Below are 16089 nucleotides of genomic sequence, written 5' to 3' on the forward strand. Positions count from 1 at the left end.
TCACTTCGCCTCGTACGCGGCCATCGCGGCGCGCACGGCGGGGGAGAAGAGCGCGGGACCGAGCGCGTCGGAGTGGGCGAGACCCTCCGGGGACAGCCGCAGCGTATCGCCGTCAGCGCCTGGCCGGCTCTCCAGCCAGCCGAGCTCGGCGAAGCGGGCGAGTTCGTCCGGGAAGTCCTGGTGGGGGTCCGTGCCGAACCGCTGCCGGTACTCGGCGCCCTGCAGCCCGGCGGCCTGGAGCAGCGACTGCAGGAGGTGACGGCGGCGGGGTTCGTCGCCGTCGATGTAACGGCCGACCTGCGCCCGGGAGAAGTCCTCGGTGGTGGTGAAGGCGTCGATGATGCCGCGGATCTCCCCCATGCCGACCGCGTAGTCGAAGGAGTAGTGCAGCGACGAGGTGTACGAACGGGCGCCGCAGCCCAGGCCGACCATGCCGTCCGTCTGGCAGGCGTAGTCGTCGGGGCCCTCCTGGGGAGCGTCTGCCCGGCGGAACATCCGCATGGAGACCTGTTCGTACCCGTGGGCCAGCAGGTGGTCCCGGCCGGTGCGGTAGAGGTGGAGCCGCTGGGCGTCCCAGGCGGCGTCCGCCGCGGCACCTGCCCCGGGGCCGCTGCCTTCAAAGAGGCGGCCGAGGCCGGTCAGCGGACGCACGTACAGCGGGTAGAGGTACAGCTCCTCCGGGCGCCAGGCCAGGGCTGCGTCCAGCGAGGCGATCCAGGTCCGCGCGGTCTGCCCGTCGATGCCGTAGATCAGGTCGATGTTGAGGACCGGGATCCGGGTCTCGCGTATGCGGCCGAGCGCCGCCTCGACATCGGCCCGGCGCTGCGGGCGGACCGCCGCCCGGGCCTCGCCGTCCACGAAGCTCTGCACGCCGATGCTGATCCGGGTGGTGCCCCGGTCGGCGAGCACGGCGAGCCGGTCGGCGGTCGCCGTGGACGGCGAGGTCTCCACGGACAGTGGCACCGCACGCAGATCGGCGCCCATCCGCTTCTCCGCGATGTCGCAGAGCCGCTCCAGCTCGCCGGCCGTCAGGAAGGTGGGCGTGCCACCGCCGAACGCGGCGGCGGCGAACCGCACGGGCCCGTCGTCGCCCAGGGCGTCACGTACGGCAATCGCCTGCCGGTCGAGCGCGTCGAGGTAGCGGGTGGTCAGCTCGCCGGGGGCGCCGACCCGGGTGAAGAGGTTGCAGAAACCGCAGCGGACCTCGCAGAACGGTATGTGGGCGTAGAGCTGGAGGGCGTCCTTGCGCTCCGCGGCCCACAGGTCGCGGAGCGCGGGGCGGTCGCTCAGCTCTTCGTAGGCCGTTTTGTGGGGGTAGGCGTACACGTAGCTCTGGTACGGCCTGACGGCGGTGGCCGTCGTCGCTGTGGCGGGGGCGGTGGTGGTCATGGTCGGGTCAGGCCCCCGGTTCGAGGAAGAAGTGTGCGTACGGGACCGTCCAGACGGCCTCGTGGCCGAGGCGGTGTCCGGTGTATCCGTCGTCGCCGTAGGCGGTGCCGTGGTCGGAGCAGACGATGGCGAAGCAGCGGCGCCGACTGCTCGCCGCCGCGAAGAGCCTGCCGATGTGCCGGTCCACGTACTCGAGCGCCGCCGCGTGGGTCGCGCGCGAATCGCCTGCCCCGGCGGTGGCGCCGGGCTGGTGGAACCAGTTGGGCTGATGGAGCGCCGAGACGTTGACGAAGAGGAAGAGCCGCTGATCGGCGGGAAGATCCGCCACGACCTTCTCGGCCCGGGCTGTCTGGGCCTCGAAGGAGGTCGGCGAGGCGACGCCGAATTCCGGCTCCCAGTGACTCTCCGTGAAGAGGTCCGGCAGCACCGACCCCAGGGGCGGCATGCGGTTGAAGAAGCCGACGCCGCCGATGCACACGGTGCGATAGCCGACCGCCTCCAGCCCGCTCAGCAGGTCGGGGGAGTCGTACACGAAGGTCCGGCCGGCCGTGGTCTCGCTCCCCGCGAAACGCGCGGCGAAGAGACGGGGATGGGGACCGGGCGAGGCGGGGGTGGGCAGGAAGCCGGCGAAAATCGCCTGGTGGGAGGCGTAGGTGAAACTGCCGGGCGCGTGCCGCTTCTCCCAGACCCCGCCGGGAAGATGCCGGGCCAGATTGGGCAGGCGGCCCGCCGCCGCGAGCTCGACGGCGACGTCGTGGCGCAGGGTGTCGAGCGTGACGAGCAGCAGGTCGTGACTGCCGACCACGGCGTTCATGTCGGGTTCGCCGTCGTCCGGGACCTTGCCGAGAGGGAGTGCGCCGGCGGGGACGGTACCGGCGGAGGACGGGGTGCCGGTGCGGTCGGTGGATGCCGTGGCACGGGTGGGGACGGGGTCAGGGGGCAGCGGTGGCACGGTCGTTCCTTGCTCGTTCGTCGGATGCGTCGTCGTACTCGGGGGTGTGCGCGCGGGGGCGCACCGCGGCGACCTGCGCGGCGTAGGTGTCCAGGCCCTCGGCGCCGCTGCCGGGGAGGCCGGTCAGACCGGGCAGCAGATCACCGAAGGCGTTGACCTCGCCCACGGCGAACCGCCGCCAACCCGTCGAGGGCAGCAGGTCGACCCCGACGCACAGGGTGCGAGGGAAACAGGCGGCCGCGCGCTCGCAGAGTTCCAGAGCCCCGGACCAGCTTGCGCCGGCCGAGGAAACGGCCTCACGGACCCGGTCCAGATCGCCACGGGCCCCGCCGAGATGCAGATTGGTCATGGGGGAGCGGCTGGTCCGTACGACGGCGTGCGTCGCACGGCCCGCGACCACCACGACCCGCAGATCGGCGGACCTGCCCCGCTGCGAGGCCTTGGGCAGCCAGCGTTCGACGTGCAGCCCGTCCGGCGCGAGCGTGTCAACGAGCGCCGCGACCTCCCGCTCGGTGGTGTACCTGCGCACCCGCAGGGAGTTGAACAGCCGTCCCCGCTCGTCCCGTTCCACCGAGGTGGTCGCCTGGACCCGGCCCGGTCCGGCCGTCTCCACGGCCAGTACCCCGGAGGCCGAGGAGCCGTGCGCCAACTTCACGAACACCCGGGGCATCCGGTGGTCCCGCATGAGCTCGCGTACGTGCTCCCAGCCCCGGACCGGGGCCGCCGAGACGCCCGAAGTGGGCGAGGCGGGAACCGGCACACCCGCCTCGTCGAGTGCGGCGTGGCACAGCCGCTTGTCGAAGATCCGGGCCAACTCGTCCGGGTCGGCCAGCAGTTCACCACCGGTGGCCGCCACGTCCGCGGCCACGGCGCGGACGGCCGCGAGGAAGTTCGCGTACCAGAGGGCCGAACCCTCCACACGGGTCGGATCACCGACCCCGCGCAGCAGGCGCTCGACCTCGGGCTCCTCGCCCGGCGAGTCCAGACGCACCGATTCGCCGGGCAGGAAGCGCGCCCGGCCACGCAGGACGTCCAGCCACGGCACGACCCGCGCCTCCGGCAGACCGGCGGCGCGCACCGCGTCCCGGAAGAAGACGACCCGGCGGTTGAGCGGGTTGCCGACGACGGCGAGGCGCGGTCCCGGACTACTCGCTGACAGCGACATACCGCTCGCCGTCCTCGTCCGGATCGAAGTCGGACGCGTCACCGGGCTCGGCGTCCACCAGGGCGGGTGCGCAGGCCGACGTGACGCGCAGGATCATCTCCTCGCCCAGATAGTGATGGCGCAGATCGAGTCGCGACAGATGCGACAGCGGCTGACCGGCCAGCAGGGCCTCGGCGCCCGCGTCGCTCAGCGTGCCCATGGCCAGAGAGAGCGAATCCAGCTGGGCGACGACGGGTGCCGAGGCCACGGCGACGGCGATCTCGTCCTGGATCACGCTGTTCTGCAGCCCCAGATGGCGCAGCGCCGGAAGCCCGCCTCCGGAGAGCAGCGGAGCCAGGTCCTCGACCGTGGCGTCCCCGCCGTACCAGTGGGAGCCGAGCCACAGCTCCAGGCTCCGCAGCGCGGGCAGTTCGCAGGCGCCGACCGCCCGCACGACATGCCCGGGCAGTCCGCCCGACTCGAACCGGAGCGACTTCAGGGAGGTGTGCCGCACAGGCCGCAGCCGGAGGGACTCCGCGTCCTCGGCGCCTCCCGTGTCGCCGCCGCCCCGGACCACGAACTCCTCCAGGAGCGGATAGGCCTCCAGCACCGGAGTGACGTCGCACAGCTGGAGCCACGAGACCTCGCACTCCTCGCTCTCCACGTCGGCGAGGAACACCGCGCGCAGAGAAGGGAAACGGGCGGCGTCGGCCGTCAGGAGCTGGACCACTTCGGTGAGAGGGGTGTACTCGTCCTCCCACCAGGGGCCGATCAGCAGCGCCCGGACCCGCGAGGTGTCCACGGTGCCCAGGAAGTGACGCCACAGAGCCGGAAAGTCGAGGTCGTCACGCCAGGCGCTTTCGAGCCGCCAGGCGACCGCGTCCGCCGCAGGGAGGCTCCCGGGCGCCGCGGTCCCGTCGGCGCCTTCGGCCGTCGTCTCGCCGGGAGTCGGCAGGACGTGCACGGGCAGCCCGTGGAACGTCTCCGGATGCTCGATGTCCGTCACGAAGTTCATTCCGCCACCGCCGTGTACCGGTTCTCGCGGCCGCCGTCGTTCCAGGGCTTGTTGCGGTCCGACAGATCGAGCCGGACGCCGTGCGGTACCAGCGCCTCGGTGAGCCGCTGCTCCATCTCCTCGCTCAGGAAGTGGTGGTGGAGGTCGAGGAGGCCGAGATGGGTGAGCGGCTGGCCTTCGAGCAGCGCCGCGGCCCCGTCGTCGCCCAGGACTCCGTTCGACAGGTCCAGGGTGCGCAGTCGCGCGACCAGCGGCGCAGAGGCGACGGCCGCGGCGATCTCCTCCTGGATCTCGCTGTTGCGCAGGCCGAGGTGGTGCAGGGCCAGGAAGCGCGTACCGGACAGGAGTGGAGCCAGGTCCGCGAGCTCGGCGTCGCCGCCGTACGCCGACACGCCGAGCCACAGGTCGAGCTTCTCCAGCGCGGGGAGTTCACTGTCCAGCACGCCGCGCACCGCCTGGACCGGCAGGCCGCCGGACTCGATCGTGAGCGAACGCAGCGTGTCGTGCCGCACCGGCGGGAAGACCAGACCGGTGCCGCCCCGCACACCCAGCTCCACCAGCCCGGGGAAGGCGTTGAGCAGGGCCGTCACGTCCGACTGCTCGATCCAGGAGATCTCCGCCTCTTCCAGGACCAGGTCTCCGACGAAAACGGCTTCGAGGGAGGGCAGCCGGCTCGCCGCGGCGGTCACCAGGCCTATCGGGTACGAGGAGTCGCAGTCGTACACCTCGCCCCACTGACCGATGATCAACGCACGGACACTCAGCGGATCGACCGTCTTCAGGAACAGCTCGAAGAGCTCCTCCCACGAAGTGTCCGGCCCGTCTTCGTACGGGTCGACGCGCAGTCGCCACGCCGCGGCGCCCGCTTCGGGGAGCGGGGGACCGTCGGTCCGCGATGCGAAGTCGACGGCGGGAAGGCCGTGCAGCTCGCTCAGGTGGTGCGTGATGGTCATGACCCGAAGCTCCGGTGTGTGCTGGGGACGTCTGTCTGCCGCAAGATCTATCAAGTGCCACTGACAGTGCGGTACCCGGGACGGGAATCGCCGTGGTCCGGCAGGTGCGCCGTGGTTGCCGGTGCCATGGCTCACCTTTGAGCCAGGACCGCGACGTGGGCCGCGGGGCGGCCTTCGCGGCATGCCGTTGTCAGACCCACCTCCTAGCGTTCTCAGCAGGGTTCGGCGCACGGGGCGCCGCACCGGAGGGGAGACGTCCGTGTACCGGCAGGGCGATGTGCTGATCATGGCGGTCGAGGAGTCCGAGGTGCCCGCACCGTTTTTGGAGGCGCCTGGCGAACTCCGGGACTCCAGGGGCCGCTTGGTGCTGGCGTTGGGCGAGGTCACCGGACACGCGCACGCCGTGCAGGGGCCCGGCCGGCTCATACGCGAGTCGGGGACCTTCGGCCCGATGCTGCTCCACCTTCCCGAGGGCGGGCGGGTCGTGCACGAGGAGCACGCCGTGATCGCGCTGCCGAAGGGTTGGTTCCGGGTGGTGCGCCAGCGGGAGTACGTACCCGGCGCGTTCCGCGTCGTCGCCGACTGACGGGCTGTCGCCAGGGCAGCGGTGTGCCCGCCCGATGCCGGGCCGGCGGGGCGCGGCGGTCGAGCACGACCGGGCGGGCACGGTGGCGGGCCATGACGACGCGGGCAGGACGACCCCGGCGGCAGGACGCCGGGTACTGACGACACAGACGTGAAGACGTAAGAGACGCGAACCAGAGCGGGAACAGGAACAGAGGACCAGAGATGACAACGACGGGGACGATGACGCGGGACGTGACCTCCTGGCGGGCGGTGGCCTCGGCCACCGGGCGGGCCGACCGGGCGGCGGCGGAGCAGGGTATTCGCCTGGCCTACCGCACGGCGGGCTTGGCGGAGCCGGGCAGGATCATCTGGGCGGACTCGCCCAGGGCCGCCGTGGAGGCGGCCGGACAGCTCGCCGACGCCGGGAAGTCGGTGCGTGAGGAAGTGCGCACCCGGCCGTGGAGCCAGGAACGCCGCAGGAAATACGACGAGTTGGGCGCGATGGGCTGGGCCGCGCTCTGGTCGGCAACCGGCGCCCAGCTGTGGGAGACCACCTCGGCCCTCGCCGAGCGCATCCGCGCAGGTGTCGTGGCCGAACTCGCCACGAAGCCCGAGGACGAGACCGCCGTACGGCTGCTCCTGCTGGACGCGGTGCTCGGGCAGCACGATGCGGCCTGGCTGGCCGCCTTCGAGGACAGCGAACGCCTGGCCGGCCTGGCCGAGGTGGCGCGCAACGCCGGCTGGTGGTGGCCCTACGAGAACGCGGTCGTCGTCGCCGAACGCCCCGAGGCGCTCCACCGCGACGAGGCGGGCCGCCTCGACCGCGGGGACGGTCCGGCGCTCGCCTACCCGGACGGCTTCGCCCTGTACGCCTGGCGCGGAATGCCGGTGCCCGCAGCCTTCCTCGACGAGCTCTCGGCCCTGACACCCGAGCGGATACGCGAGGAGGCCAACGCCGAGCTGCGCCGCGTGATGCTGGAGCACTTCGGCTACGACCGCTACCTGGAGGAGTCCGGGGCGGAGCCGGTCCACCGGGACGAGACGGGCATTCTCTGGCGCATCCCGCTCACCGGCGACGAGGACGTCGTGATGGTCGAGGTCGTCAACTCCACGCCCGAGCCGGACGGCACCCACCGCACGTACTGGCTGCGGGTGCCGCCGTCGACCCGGACGGCGAAGGACGGGGTCGCCTGGACTTTCGGGTTGGGGGGTGAGCAGTACGCCCCCGTGCGCCAGACGTGACGGAGGACGGGGCTCGACGGAGTGGGCAGGCGCGGTGGAGCCGGAGGGCAGCGGTACGCGACGGGTCTTTGCGGTCCGTGCGTGATCGAGCGCGCCCCGCGCCGCTGACCTGCCCCCGCCGGGCCGTGTCACCGGATGGATCGGGTACCGGGCGACCAGGCCGTGCCACGGTCCGAGCCGGCGGAATCTTGTGGGACGCGGGCACGTTGGACGGTTCATGACGTCTCTCGATTCCGCTCAGGAAGACCTCCTGCGACTCGTCGGTGCCTCGCACGACGGGGTGCTCGTGACGCTGAGGAAGAACGGCCGCCCCCAGCTGTCGAACGTGAATTACGCCTACGACGCCGAAGCCCGGACGATTCGGGTCTCGGTGACCGAGGACCGGGCGAAGACGCGGAACCTCCGCCGCGATCCCCGGGCGAGCTTCCACGTGACGAGCGAGAACCGGGGAGCGTGGACCGTCGTGGACGGGACGGCCGAACTGACGCCGCCCGCCGCCGATCCGCAGGACGCCACCGTCGAAGCGCTGATCACCCTCTACCGGGACGTTCTCGGCGAGCATCCGGACTGGGACGACTACCGGCAGGCGATGGTGCGTGACCGCAGGGTCGTCGTCACCCTGCGTGTCGAGCACGTGTACGGGCAGCCGGGTGCCTGACGCCATACGTGTGGGGAGCCGGGCAGGTCCGGGGCGCGGCGCCCGCCCCGGGCGAAGCGTCGCGCGGGTGTGCCTCCCGCACATAATAAGAAGAGACCGACTCCCCCAGGAGATGTTGTGACCGGCGCCGAATTCTTGACCCCTCTCCGCACCCGACTTCGTTCGATGCGTGCCGACGCGTTCGGGGCCGACCCCTCGGGTGCCCGGCTGGAGCGCATCCGGCGCTCGCCCCATTTCGCCGACGGAGTGTTCCAGAACCCGGTCGCGGCCAAGACCCGGCCCTCGGGATCCACCCTGGAGTTCGCGAAGATCTACTTCAACAAGGAACAACGGGCGCGCAGGGGACCCGCCGGAAACATTCCGGTGCACGCCACGACCTACGCCGACCTGGCCCGGCCGTCGGCTTCGGGACTTCGGGTGACCTGGATGGGCCATTCCAGCGTGCTCGTCGAGATCGACGGGAGCCGTGTGCTCTTCGACCCCGTATGGGGCGACCGCTGCTCCCCGTTCGATTTTGCGGGTCCCAAGCGCCTCCATCCCGTACCGCTGTCGCTCGACGCGCTGGGGCCCGTGGACGTCGTCGTCATCTCCCACGACCACTACGACCACCTCGACCTGCCGACGATCCGCGCTCTCGCCCGGACGGACACCGTCTTCGCCGTGCCGCTCGGTGTCGGCGCCCACCTGGAGCACTGGGGGGTGTCACCCACCCGGCTGCGCGAGCTGGACTGGAACGAGACCACGGAGGTGGCGGGCCTCCGGCTCACGGCGACCCCCGCGCGGCACTTCTGCGGGCGCGGCGTACGCAGCGGGCAGCACACCCTCTGGGCGTCCTGGGCGGTGGAGGGGGCCGAGCACCGGATCTACCACAGTGGTGACACCGGCTACTTCCCGGGCTTCCGCGAGATCGGTGCCGAGCACGGCCCGTTCGACATCACGATGATCCAGATCGGCGCCTACTCCGAGTACTGGCCCGACATCCACATGACGCCCGCCGAGGGCCTGCGCGCGCACCTCGATCTGCAGGGGGGCAGCCCCCGCGGTGTCCTGATGCCGATCCACTGGGGAACCTTCAACCTGGCCCCGCACCCGTGGGCGGAGCCGGGGGAGTGGACCCGGGAGGCCGCGGCCGCGATCGGCCAGGCGGGCGCCTTCCCCATTCCGGGGCAGCCCTTCGAGCCCTCCGGTGAACTGCCGGCCGAACCCTGGTGGCGGTCCGTGGGCTACGTACCCGACCAGGAGTGGCCCGTTCCCGAGCTTTCGGACGATTCCTCGCGCGAGGCCCTCGAACTCGTGACGGAAGACTGACCGGGGTGATGGCGGTCCCCACCGTCCCGGGCCCACTGGCGGTGGGCCCGGGGCAGTGGGCCCGGGTCACTTGGTGAAGGTGAACCAGTTGAGGTTGAGGAAGTCGGAGCTGCTGCCGGAGAAGACCAGGTAGACGTCGTGGACACCGGTCGCGGAGGCGATGATGTTGGCGGGGACGGTCTGCCAGGTCTGCCAGCCGCCGCTGCTGGAGAAGTTGATCTCCGCGATCTGGGGGCCGGTGGTGCTGTCCAGACGCACCTTGATCGCGCCGCTCACACCCGCTGCGGCGCCCGACGCGAGCCGGGCCTTGAACTGGAACGGCGAAGCCGAACCGAAGTCCAGGGACGAGTACTTGAGCCAGTCGCCGTTGGCGATGTACCCGACGTCCTGACCGCCGCCGGTGTCGGAGCATGCCTCCGTGGTGGTGCCGCTCTGGGCCGAGTAGGACTCGGCCTGGATGGTGTTGTAGGCGCTCGTGCCCGTGCCCGTGCCGCCGCCCGGGGGTGTGGTGCCCGAACCGGTGCCCGCGCCCAGCGAGATGGTCCACGACGTGGGGTTGCCGTCCTGGATGTGGCCGTCGACGGGCGCGGAGTTGGTGGGGCCGACGTCGTCGTACGGGAAGGCGTAGCCGATGCTCGCGTACTTGTGGACGAGCCGGGCGTAGTGATTGGTGATGGGGTCCGTGTAGTACTGGGACGCGGACACGCCGTCGGGGTTGTTGTTGCCGCCGGAGACCAGCAGGCTGCTGCGGTTGAGCGCGGCGGACAGCCGGGCCGCGATGGCGCCGCGGGCGTCGCCGCCGGAGTTGTAGAGCGGGCCGGAAGCGCAGCCGAAGATGTCGACTGCGCTGGGCTTGGTGAACGGGACGCCGTTGGTGTTCAGGCCGGCGAAGACGAAGGCGCCGCCGGAGACGGTGCCGGTGTACGAGCCGATGCTGCCCTGGCCGTTCAGGGTCAGGGGAGTGGTGGTGTAGTGGCTCCACACCCGGTTCAGGTAGTCGTCCCAGTAGTTGCCGAAGTCCACCGGGGAGTGCGAGGGCGCGAGGACGCGCAGTACCCCGCCGGAGGAGTCGTTGACGACCAGTTTGTCCCAGGGCGCGCCGTCGGTGGCGTGCTGGGACTGGAGGCCGGAGGCGATGGAGGCGAGCGCGCCGTTGGGGAGCGGGCTGACCGTCTGGGTGCCGGAGCTGCCGGTGCTGGACATGGAGACCGGCAGGCCGACCATGTCGACGTAGGAGATGTTGGCGTACAGGTTGGCGCTGTTGAAGGTGAACTCGCAGAACGTCCAGTTCGTCGCCCAGTTGGGGTCGGAGCTGGTCAGGGCGGGCTGGACCACGCCCGGCACCGTGCCCGGGTTCACGAAGAACTTGAGCTTCTGGCCGACCGAGAACCAGACCCGGCCGCCGATGATGAAGCCGGCCAGGTTCACCTTGGTCGCCGCCGAGCCGGAGGCGCCCAGCGGGATGGCGTAGTCGGCGATCGGGGTCACCGCCGAGGAGGGGTTCGGCAGCCGGTTCAGGGCGCCGTTCGCGGAGACGAACACCGGCCAACCGCTGCTGTCCGTACCGGAGATGTACGCGTAGACGGTGTTGTTTCCGGAGTTGTTCTGGAGCGAGATCGGGAGCGGGGCGCTGGCCGCCGATGCCTTGGAGGCAAACGGCGACAGCGGGGAAAGGACGGTAGCCGCCGCAGCGGTCGCGCCGGCCGCGGTGAGGAAGGAACGCCGAGAAACCACTGACCCTCCCAAGGGGGGTGATGATCCGTCAGCACTTCGACGGGGTGGGGGTGTTGCCCTGAGGCGAACGCGACGTTATTGGGCTGGACCAATGAGGGTCAAGGGATGTGCCGAACGGAATTGGGAGCGCTCTCAATCCGGACCGCAGTCGTCGCTGCTCGGGCACGGTCCCGGCGCTAGGCTGTGAGTGATCCGGCGTCCCCCTCCCGGGACGCCGCCCAGCGTTGAGGAGCACCCGCCTTGCCCGAGCAGTCCCCAGGTTCCCGGCCCACCCTGGAAGCCGTCGCGGCGCGCGCGGGTGTCTCCCGGGCCACCGCGTCCCGGGTCGTCAACGGGGGCGACGGTGTGCGCAAGCCTCTGGTGGACCGGGTGCGCCAGGCGGTCGAGGAGCTCCAGTACATCCCGAACCACGCGGCCCGTACTCTCGTCACCCGGCGGACCGGGGCGGTGGCCGTGGTGATCGCCGAGCCGGAGATACGCATCTTCTCCGACCCGTTCTTCTCCCGGCAGCTCCGGGGCATCAGCAAGGAACTCGCCCAGCACGACACCCAGCTGGTGCTGCTGATCGTGGAGGGGCCGGGAGACTTCGGCCGGATCGAGCGGTACCTCTCCGGCGGCCATGTCGACGGAGCCCTCGCATTCTCCCTGCACACGGACGACCCCCTGCCGGCGATCACCCGGCGGGCCGGGCTGCCCACCGTGTACGGCGGGCGGCCGAGCTGGACCACACCGCCCGGGGAGCGCACCGCGTCGTACGTGGACGCGGACAACCGGGGCGGGGCGCGGGCGGCCGTGCAGCACCTGCGGGACCTGGGGCGGCAGCGGATCGCGTACATCGGCGGACCGCCCGACCAGACCTCGGCCCTGGACCGGTTCGACGGCTACCGGGACATCCAGATCGACGTGGACCCGACGCTCGTGGCGGAGGGCGCGTTCACCGTGGAGTCCGGGGCGCGGGCCATGGAGGAGCTGCTGGAGCGGCGGCCCGACCTGGACGCGGTGTTCGCCGCCAACGACCTGATGGCCTCGGGCGCCCTGCGGGTCCTGGGCGAACGCGGCATCACGGTGCCCGGCCGGGTGGCCGTGGTCGGGTTCGACGACATGGCGTCCGTGGCCGAGGCGACCGTACCGCCGCTGACCACCGTCCGGCAGGACGTCGAGGGCCAGGGGCGGCTCATGGCCAGGCTGCTGCTGCGCGGCCTGGACCGGGACCGCAAGGGGACCGAGGCTCCGGACTCGGTGATCACCCCCACCACGCTGGTACGGCGTGCCTCGTCCTGACCCGAGGGCGCCGGCTGACCCAAGGGCGCCGGACGAACCGCACCCGCCCGAGTCCGCGCGATCCCGCCCACGTCGCCCGCCCGCGCGCACCGAACGCACACGGGAGCCCCCGAACGCACGCGGGAGCCCCCGAGGGCGCGTGATGCCGCGCCCTCGGGGGCTCCCGCCGTCGCACCGGAGGCGCGCGATCAGACGTACGGGATCTTCAGGACCGCCGCGTCCGTGCCGGTCTGCACCTGGGAGGCGGCGCTCCCCAGGGCGTTCCAGATCTCCAGGCGGACGGTTCCGCCCGTGAGGTTGCCCAGGGTGCCGGTGGTCGCCTGCGCGCCCACGGCCTGGGTGTACTCCTCCCACCCGGCGACCGGGTCGGTCGCGAAGTAGCGGTAGGTCTCGGTGCGGTCGAAGGTGCCGTCGCCGGTGAGGTCGTAGCTGACCCTGACCTGGGGAGCGAGACCGACGGCCGTGCCCGCGTCGACCCGGAGGCGGAACGTCGTGGCGGCGCCGGAGGAGAAGGTGCCGTTGACGTTCTTGATCTGGTACGTCGTCGGCTTGTACGGAGTGCCGTCCCGGTTGAGGCCGTCCGCCGAGGCGATGGTGTCGGTTCCGGCAGCGCCGTCCGTGGCGGTGGTGAGAGTGCCGCCGGACGTCAGCCGGAAGGTGTTCCCGGTCGACGTGCCCGTACCGGGGTCGGTGCCCGGGTCCGGGTCGGTGGTGCCGCCGCCGGTGCCCGTGCCGGTGGCCGTCGAGCGGGCCGGTACGGAGAGGGTCGCGCCGTTGGTGAAGGTGACGGTGCGGGCGGTGGTGCCGTAGTTGTGGGCGACGTAGGTGTTGACGCCGTTCTTGGTGAAGACCGCGGAGGTCGGGATGTCCCCGCTGATGCTCATGTCGGGGGCACCGAGGCTGTCGAGCGTGGTGATCCACTGGTACGTGTGCGCCTTGGACTCACCCGCCTCCGGGGTGTAACCCGCGTTCCCCGCGTCCCATTTGGACTTCGCGGACGCCGGGTCGGCCAGCGCCTCGAACTCCCAGAGCAGGTCGCGCCATTCGACGGCCGGGCCGCCGTTCTCCCGTTCCATCTCGGCGAGGTTCCGCTTGACGGTCGCCTGGTCGCGTCCCAGGTAGAGCGAACCGCCGGTGATCGGGAGGGTGTTGATGCCGTGGATCTCCTCGGGGTTCGCGGTCCACCAGGTGGAGTACGCGGCGCCGCTGCCCCAGACCATGCCGACCGTGTCGTGGCCGAAGGAGCTCGGGAAGACCTGCTGGTCGGTGTCGAACCAGTACTGCTCGATCGCCTCCGACTCGGTGGTCAGCAGGTAACTGCCGAGGTCGCGGAGCGAGGTGTCACCGGTCGCCGATCCCCACAGGACGAGCGCGGCGCTCAGGTTGGTCGACTCGGAGGAGGACTCCTGGTTGTTGCCGGCGGCGAAACCCTGGTGCCCGGAGGCCCAGCTGTGGCCCGCGTACACGTCGAAGCCGCGCAGGAACGGGAATGCGCTGTCCGTACGGCTCGGGTTGGCGGTGTCACGGATCAGGTTCTTGACCATGGTGCCCCAGGCCGAGTCGGCCGCCCAGGCCTGGTCGTACTGGGCGACTATTGCCGCCGCGTACACGTAGTAGCTGTAATGGAAGTGATGGTCGTTCAGCTCGGTGTCGCTGCCGTACGAGGCGGGGTACCCGGTGAGGGTCTTCCAGTCCTTGTCGTAGCTGAACTCACTCGCTCCGCCGGCCGTGAACCACTCCTGGAGGCGGCCCTTCATCAGATCCAGCAGCTTGTCCCGGATGCCGGTCTGGCCGATCTGGTCGGCCACGGGAACCAGTTGGGCCAGGCGGCCGAGGGCCTTGCCGGTCCAGTAGGTGTCGGTGGCCCCGGAAAACGGGTCGGAGGCGTTCGCCACCTCGTTGAGATATCCGGTGAGTCGGGCGGTGTCCACGCCACTGGCCGCCGGAAGGGCCGGCACCACGCCGGAGCTCTTCTGGCTGGTGGTGAAGGAGGCGGCCTCCCGCACCTTCATGGTGCCGCGCGGGGACACGTAGGTGTAGCCCGTGAGCGCGTCGGAGGTGTGCAGCCACTGGTGGCGGTAGAGCGCCTGGAGGGTGCCCAGTTCGGTGCCCTCTTTGGCCTCGGTGGTGAGGCTGTACGTCGCGCGGACCGTACCGCCGGTGGACTGCCAGGTCACCTTGGAGCCGGTGACGAAGCTGAACGCGTACTTCCGGAACGTCGCGAGCGCGTCGGTGGACGGCAGTACGGCGAGCGAGAAGTAGTCCTTGCCGCCGAGCGGGGCGGTGATGGCGGTTCCGGAGACCGTCCAGTCGGTGCCGGTCGGCGAGAACAGTGCGTAGTTGTGCCCGGCGACGGTGATGCCGAGGACGTTTCCGTTGTCCGTGAAGACGGTGGGGGTGCTCGCCGTGGTGATCCGCGCGTCACCGCCCGAGCCCTTGGCGTACACGAACGGCAGGCCGTGCCCGATGGTCGTGCGCAGCGTGCGGGTGCCGTCCGACCAGTAGGGGGTGACCGTCCAGTCGGACCAGTCGTCGGCCTTCGCGTCGGGCGAGTTGAGCCCGCTGAGACCGAGGGTCAGGTCGGCCTTGTGGGCGTACTCGTACTGGCGGCCGTCCCCGACGATCGAGGGGGTGGTCGGGTAACCGACTTCCAGCCCGCCGGACGTGGCCTGGTAGGTGAGCGGGTGGCCGTACATCGGGGTGGAGTACGGGTTGTCGCCGTAGCGCTGGTAGGCGAGCGAGGTCCACCAGTCGTTGGTGGGCACCGGCTTGTTCTTGGCGGCCTCGGTCAGCTTGGGGGTGACCGGCGCGCCGGTGTTGTTGGTCGGTCCGGAGGTACCGGCCGGGCGGGTGTCGGTGTAGCTGCCGGCGCCCGCGGTGATCGTGGCCGCGGCCGCCGGGGTCGCGGCCGGGCCCAGGCCCACCACGGCCAGGGCGACGGCCAGGACCGTCGCGGCCGCGGGTCTTACGAGGGAGGCTTGCATGGGGAAGCACCTCGAAGTCAGGAGGGGGGACGAAGCGCTTTCGAGAGCGCTCTCAGGTGTCAAGGAACGTAAAACTTATGAAACCTTTGTGTCAATAGAAGTGACACGCAGGGTAGTTGGGGGAGCGTAAGCGGATCCCTGAGTTCGACTTCTGACGGATGGAGGGGGTGTGGGGCGGCTTGGGATGAAGTGTTGAGAGCGCTCTCAATCCGTGGATCGCCGACTCGGGCCCGTCCGGTGGCGGCTTCCGGCGAAGGGAGAGCGAGGATGTAGTAAGGCAGATTGATAAAGTAGCCTTACTGTATGAACGACGATCTGGCTCCGGACGGAGTCGCCGCGGCCCTTCTGGCGAGTATCGGTGTGCTGGTACGGCGGGTCCGCCATGCACCCGTCGAGGGCGGACTCGCGATGCCCGAACGGACCGCCCTGTCGCTCCTGGACCGCTCGGAACCCACCACCTCCTCCGCGCTGGCCCGGGAAGCACAGATCACCGCGCAGGCGATGGGGGCGACGCTCTCCGGGCTGCGCGCCCGCGGCCTGGTCGAACGCCAGCCGGATCCCGAGGACGGCAGGCGGGCGGTGCTGACGATGACCGACGCGGGACGGCAGGCGTTGAAGGACAAGCGAAACGCCCGGACCGAACTCATCGCCCGGGCGCTGACCGGGGGTGCGTTCACCCAGGACGAGCTGGACCGGCTCGCGGCGGCGGCACCGCTGCTGGAGCGGCTGGCCCGGAACATCTGACGCCCGACCTCGGCCGAACGGCCCGGCGCACACCGGCCGAACGGCCCGGCGCACACCGGGCGAACGGCCCGGCGCACACCGGGCGAACGGCCCGGCGCACACCGGCCGAACCGGCTTC

13 protein-coding genes are annotated in these 16089 nt (G+C 71.1%); 6 read left to right on the forward strand and 7 right to left on the reverse strand.

The window, feature by feature from the left end; genetic code table 11:
• From OHA55_RS29625 to OHA55_RS29645, 5 genes are all read right to left on the reverse strand, one after another.
• Positions 1 to 1389, reverse strand: coding sequence for an STM4012 family radical SAM protein (locus OHA55_RS29625; protein ID WP_266712100.1), 1389 nt, complete (start codon positions 1387 to 1389; stop codon positions 1 to 3).
• Positions 1390 to 1396: 7 nt separating this feature from the next.
• Positions 1397 to 2203: an STM4013/SEN3800 family hydrolase gene (locus OHA55_RS29630; RefSeq protein ID WP_266712490.1), complete on the reverse strand. Its 807-nt coding sequence runs from the start codon at positions 2201 to 2203 to the stop codon at positions 1397 to 1399.
• Positions 2204 to 2321: 118 nt separating this feature from the next.
• A complete protein-coding gene (locus OHA55_RS29635; RefSeq protein ID WP_266712101.1) occupies positions 2322 to 3506 on the reverse strand; it encodes an STM4014 family protein in 1185 nt (394 codons plus the stop codon).
• The gene (locus OHA55_RS29640) at positions 3487 to 4500 is read right to left on the reverse strand and encodes an STM4015 family protein (RefSeq protein ID WP_266712102.1); all 1014 of its coding nucleotides are present in this window, start codon (positions 4498 to 4500) and stop codon (positions 3487 to 3489) included. The genes OHA55_RS29635 and OHA55_RS29640 overlap by 20 nt, the downstream gene beginning before the upstream one ends.
• Positions 4497 to 5453 (reverse strand): STM4015 family protein, encoded by a 957-nt coding sequence (locus tag OHA55_RS29645; RefSeq protein WP_266712103.1) that lies wholly within the window; start codon positions 5451 to 5453, stop codon positions 4497 to 4499. Before OHA55_RS29645 ends, OHA55_RS29640 begins: the two co-directional genes overlap by 4 nt.
• Before the next feature lie 259 nt (positions 5454 to 5712).
• On the opposite strand from OHA55_RS29645, the gene OHA55_RS29650 reads away from it, so the two are divergent.
• The 4 genes from OHA55_RS29650 to OHA55_RS29665 all read left to right on the forward strand — a co-directional run bounded on the left by OHA55_RS29650 (position 5713) and on the right by OHA55_RS29665 (position 9228).
• Complete coding sequence (locus OHA55_RS29650; protein ID WP_266712104.1) at positions 5713 to 6039, forward strand: hypothetical protein; 327 nt, start codon at positions 5713 to 5715, stop codon at positions 6037 to 6039.
• A 203-nt stretch (positions 6040 to 6242) separates the two neighbouring features.
• Complete coding sequence (locus OHA55_RS29655) at positions 6243 to 7262, forward strand: DUF6745 domain-containing protein (RefSeq protein WP_266712105.1); 1020 nt, start codon at positions 6243 to 6245, stop codon at positions 7260 to 7262.
• A 217-nt stretch (positions 7263 to 7479) separates the two neighbouring features.
• Positions 7480 to 7920 carry a PPOX class F420-dependent oxidoreductase gene (locus tag OHA55_RS29660; RefSeq protein WP_266712106.1) on the forward strand — a complete coding sequence of 147 codons (441 nt, stop codon included), beginning with the start codon at positions 7480 to 7482 and terminating at the stop codon, positions 7918 to 7920.
• Positions 7921 to 8037: 117 nt separating this feature from the next.
• Positions 8038 to 9228, forward strand: a complete 1191-nt coding sequence (locus OHA55_RS29665) for an MBL fold metallo-hydrolase (protein WP_266712107.1) — start codon at positions 8038 to 8040, stop codon at positions 9226 to 9228.
• 66 nt (positions 9229 to 9294) lie between these two features.
• Here the strand turns inward: OHA55_RS29665 and OHA55_RS29670 are convergent, their stop codons facing one another.
• The gene (locus OHA55_RS29670; protein ID WP_266712108.1) at positions 9295 to 10962 is read right to left on the reverse strand and encodes a beta-1,3-glucanase family protein; all 1668 of its coding nucleotides are present in this window, start codon (positions 10960 to 10962) and stop codon (positions 9295 to 9297) included.
• Positions 10963 to 11202: 240 nt separating this feature from the next.
• Between OHA55_RS29670 and OHA55_RS29675 the strand changes: the two genes are divergently transcribed.
• A complete protein-coding gene (locus OHA55_RS29675; protein ID WP_266712109.1) occupies positions 11203 to 12243 on the forward strand; it encodes a LacI family DNA-binding transcriptional regulator in 1041 nt (346 codons plus the stop codon).
• A gap of 188 nt (positions 12244 to 12431) precedes the next feature.
• Here the strand turns inward: OHA55_RS29675 and OHA55_RS29680 are convergent, their stop codons facing one another.
• Positions 12432 to 15227, reverse strand: a complete 2796-nt coding sequence (locus OHA55_RS29680; protein WP_266712110.1) for a glycosyl hydrolase — start codon at positions 15225 to 15227, stop codon at positions 12432 to 12434.
• Between the two features lie 303 nt (positions 15228 to 15530).
• Here OHA55_RS29680 and OHA55_RS29685 point away from each other — a divergent pair, with 303 nt between their 5' ends.
• Positions 15531 to 15971, forward strand: coding sequence for a MarR family winged helix-turn-helix transcriptional regulator (locus tag OHA55_RS29685; protein WP_266712111.1), 441 nt, complete (start codon positions 15531 to 15533; stop codon positions 15969 to 15971).
• Positions 15972 to 16089 lie beyond the last annotated feature (118 nt).

Source organism: Streptomyces sp. NBC_00102 (genome assembly GCF_026343115.1).
In the GTDB taxonomy this organism is placed as follows: Bacteria; Actinomycetota; Actinomycetes; order Streptomycetales; family Streptomycetaceae; genus Streptomyces.

Bases quoted from the DNA above. Each gene is read 5' to 3' on its own strand.
- OHA55_RS29625 (WP_266712100.1), bottom strand. From the start codon at position 1,389: ATGACCACCACCGCCCCCGCCACAGCGACGACGGCCACCGCCGTCAGG.
- OHA55_RS29630 (WP_266712490.1), bottom strand. From the start codon at position 2,203: ATGAACGCCGTGGTCGGCAGTCACGACCTGCTGCTCGTCACGCTCGAC.
- OHA55_RS29635 (WP_266712101.1), bottom strand. From the start codon at position 3,506: ATGTCGCTGTCAGCGAGTAGTCCGGGACCGCGCCTCGCCGTCGTCGGC.
- OHA55_RS29640 (WP_266712102.1), bottom strand. From the start codon at position 4,500: ATGAACTTCGTGACGGACATCGAGCATCCGGAGACGTTCCACGGGCTG.
- OHA55_RS29645 (WP_266712103.1), bottom strand. From the start codon at position 5,453: ATGACCATCACGCACCACCTGAGCGAGCTGCACGGCCTTCCCGCCGTC.
- OHA55_RS29655 (WP_266712105.1), top strand. From the start codon at position 6,243: ATGACAACGACGGGGACGATGACGCGGGACGTGACCTCCTGGCGGGCG.
- OHA55_RS29660 (WP_266712106.1), top strand. From the start codon at position 7,480: ATGACGTCTCTCGATTCCGCTCAGGAAGACCTCCTGCGACTCGTCGGT.
- OHA55_RS29680 (WP_266712110.1), bottom strand. From the start codon at position 15,227: ATGCAAGCCTCCCTCGTAAGACCCGCGGCCGCGACGGTCCTGGCCGTC.
- OHA55_RS29685 (WP_266712111.1), top strand. From the start codon at position 15,531: ATGAACGACGATCTGGCTCCGGACGGAGTCGCCGCGGCCCTTCTGGCG.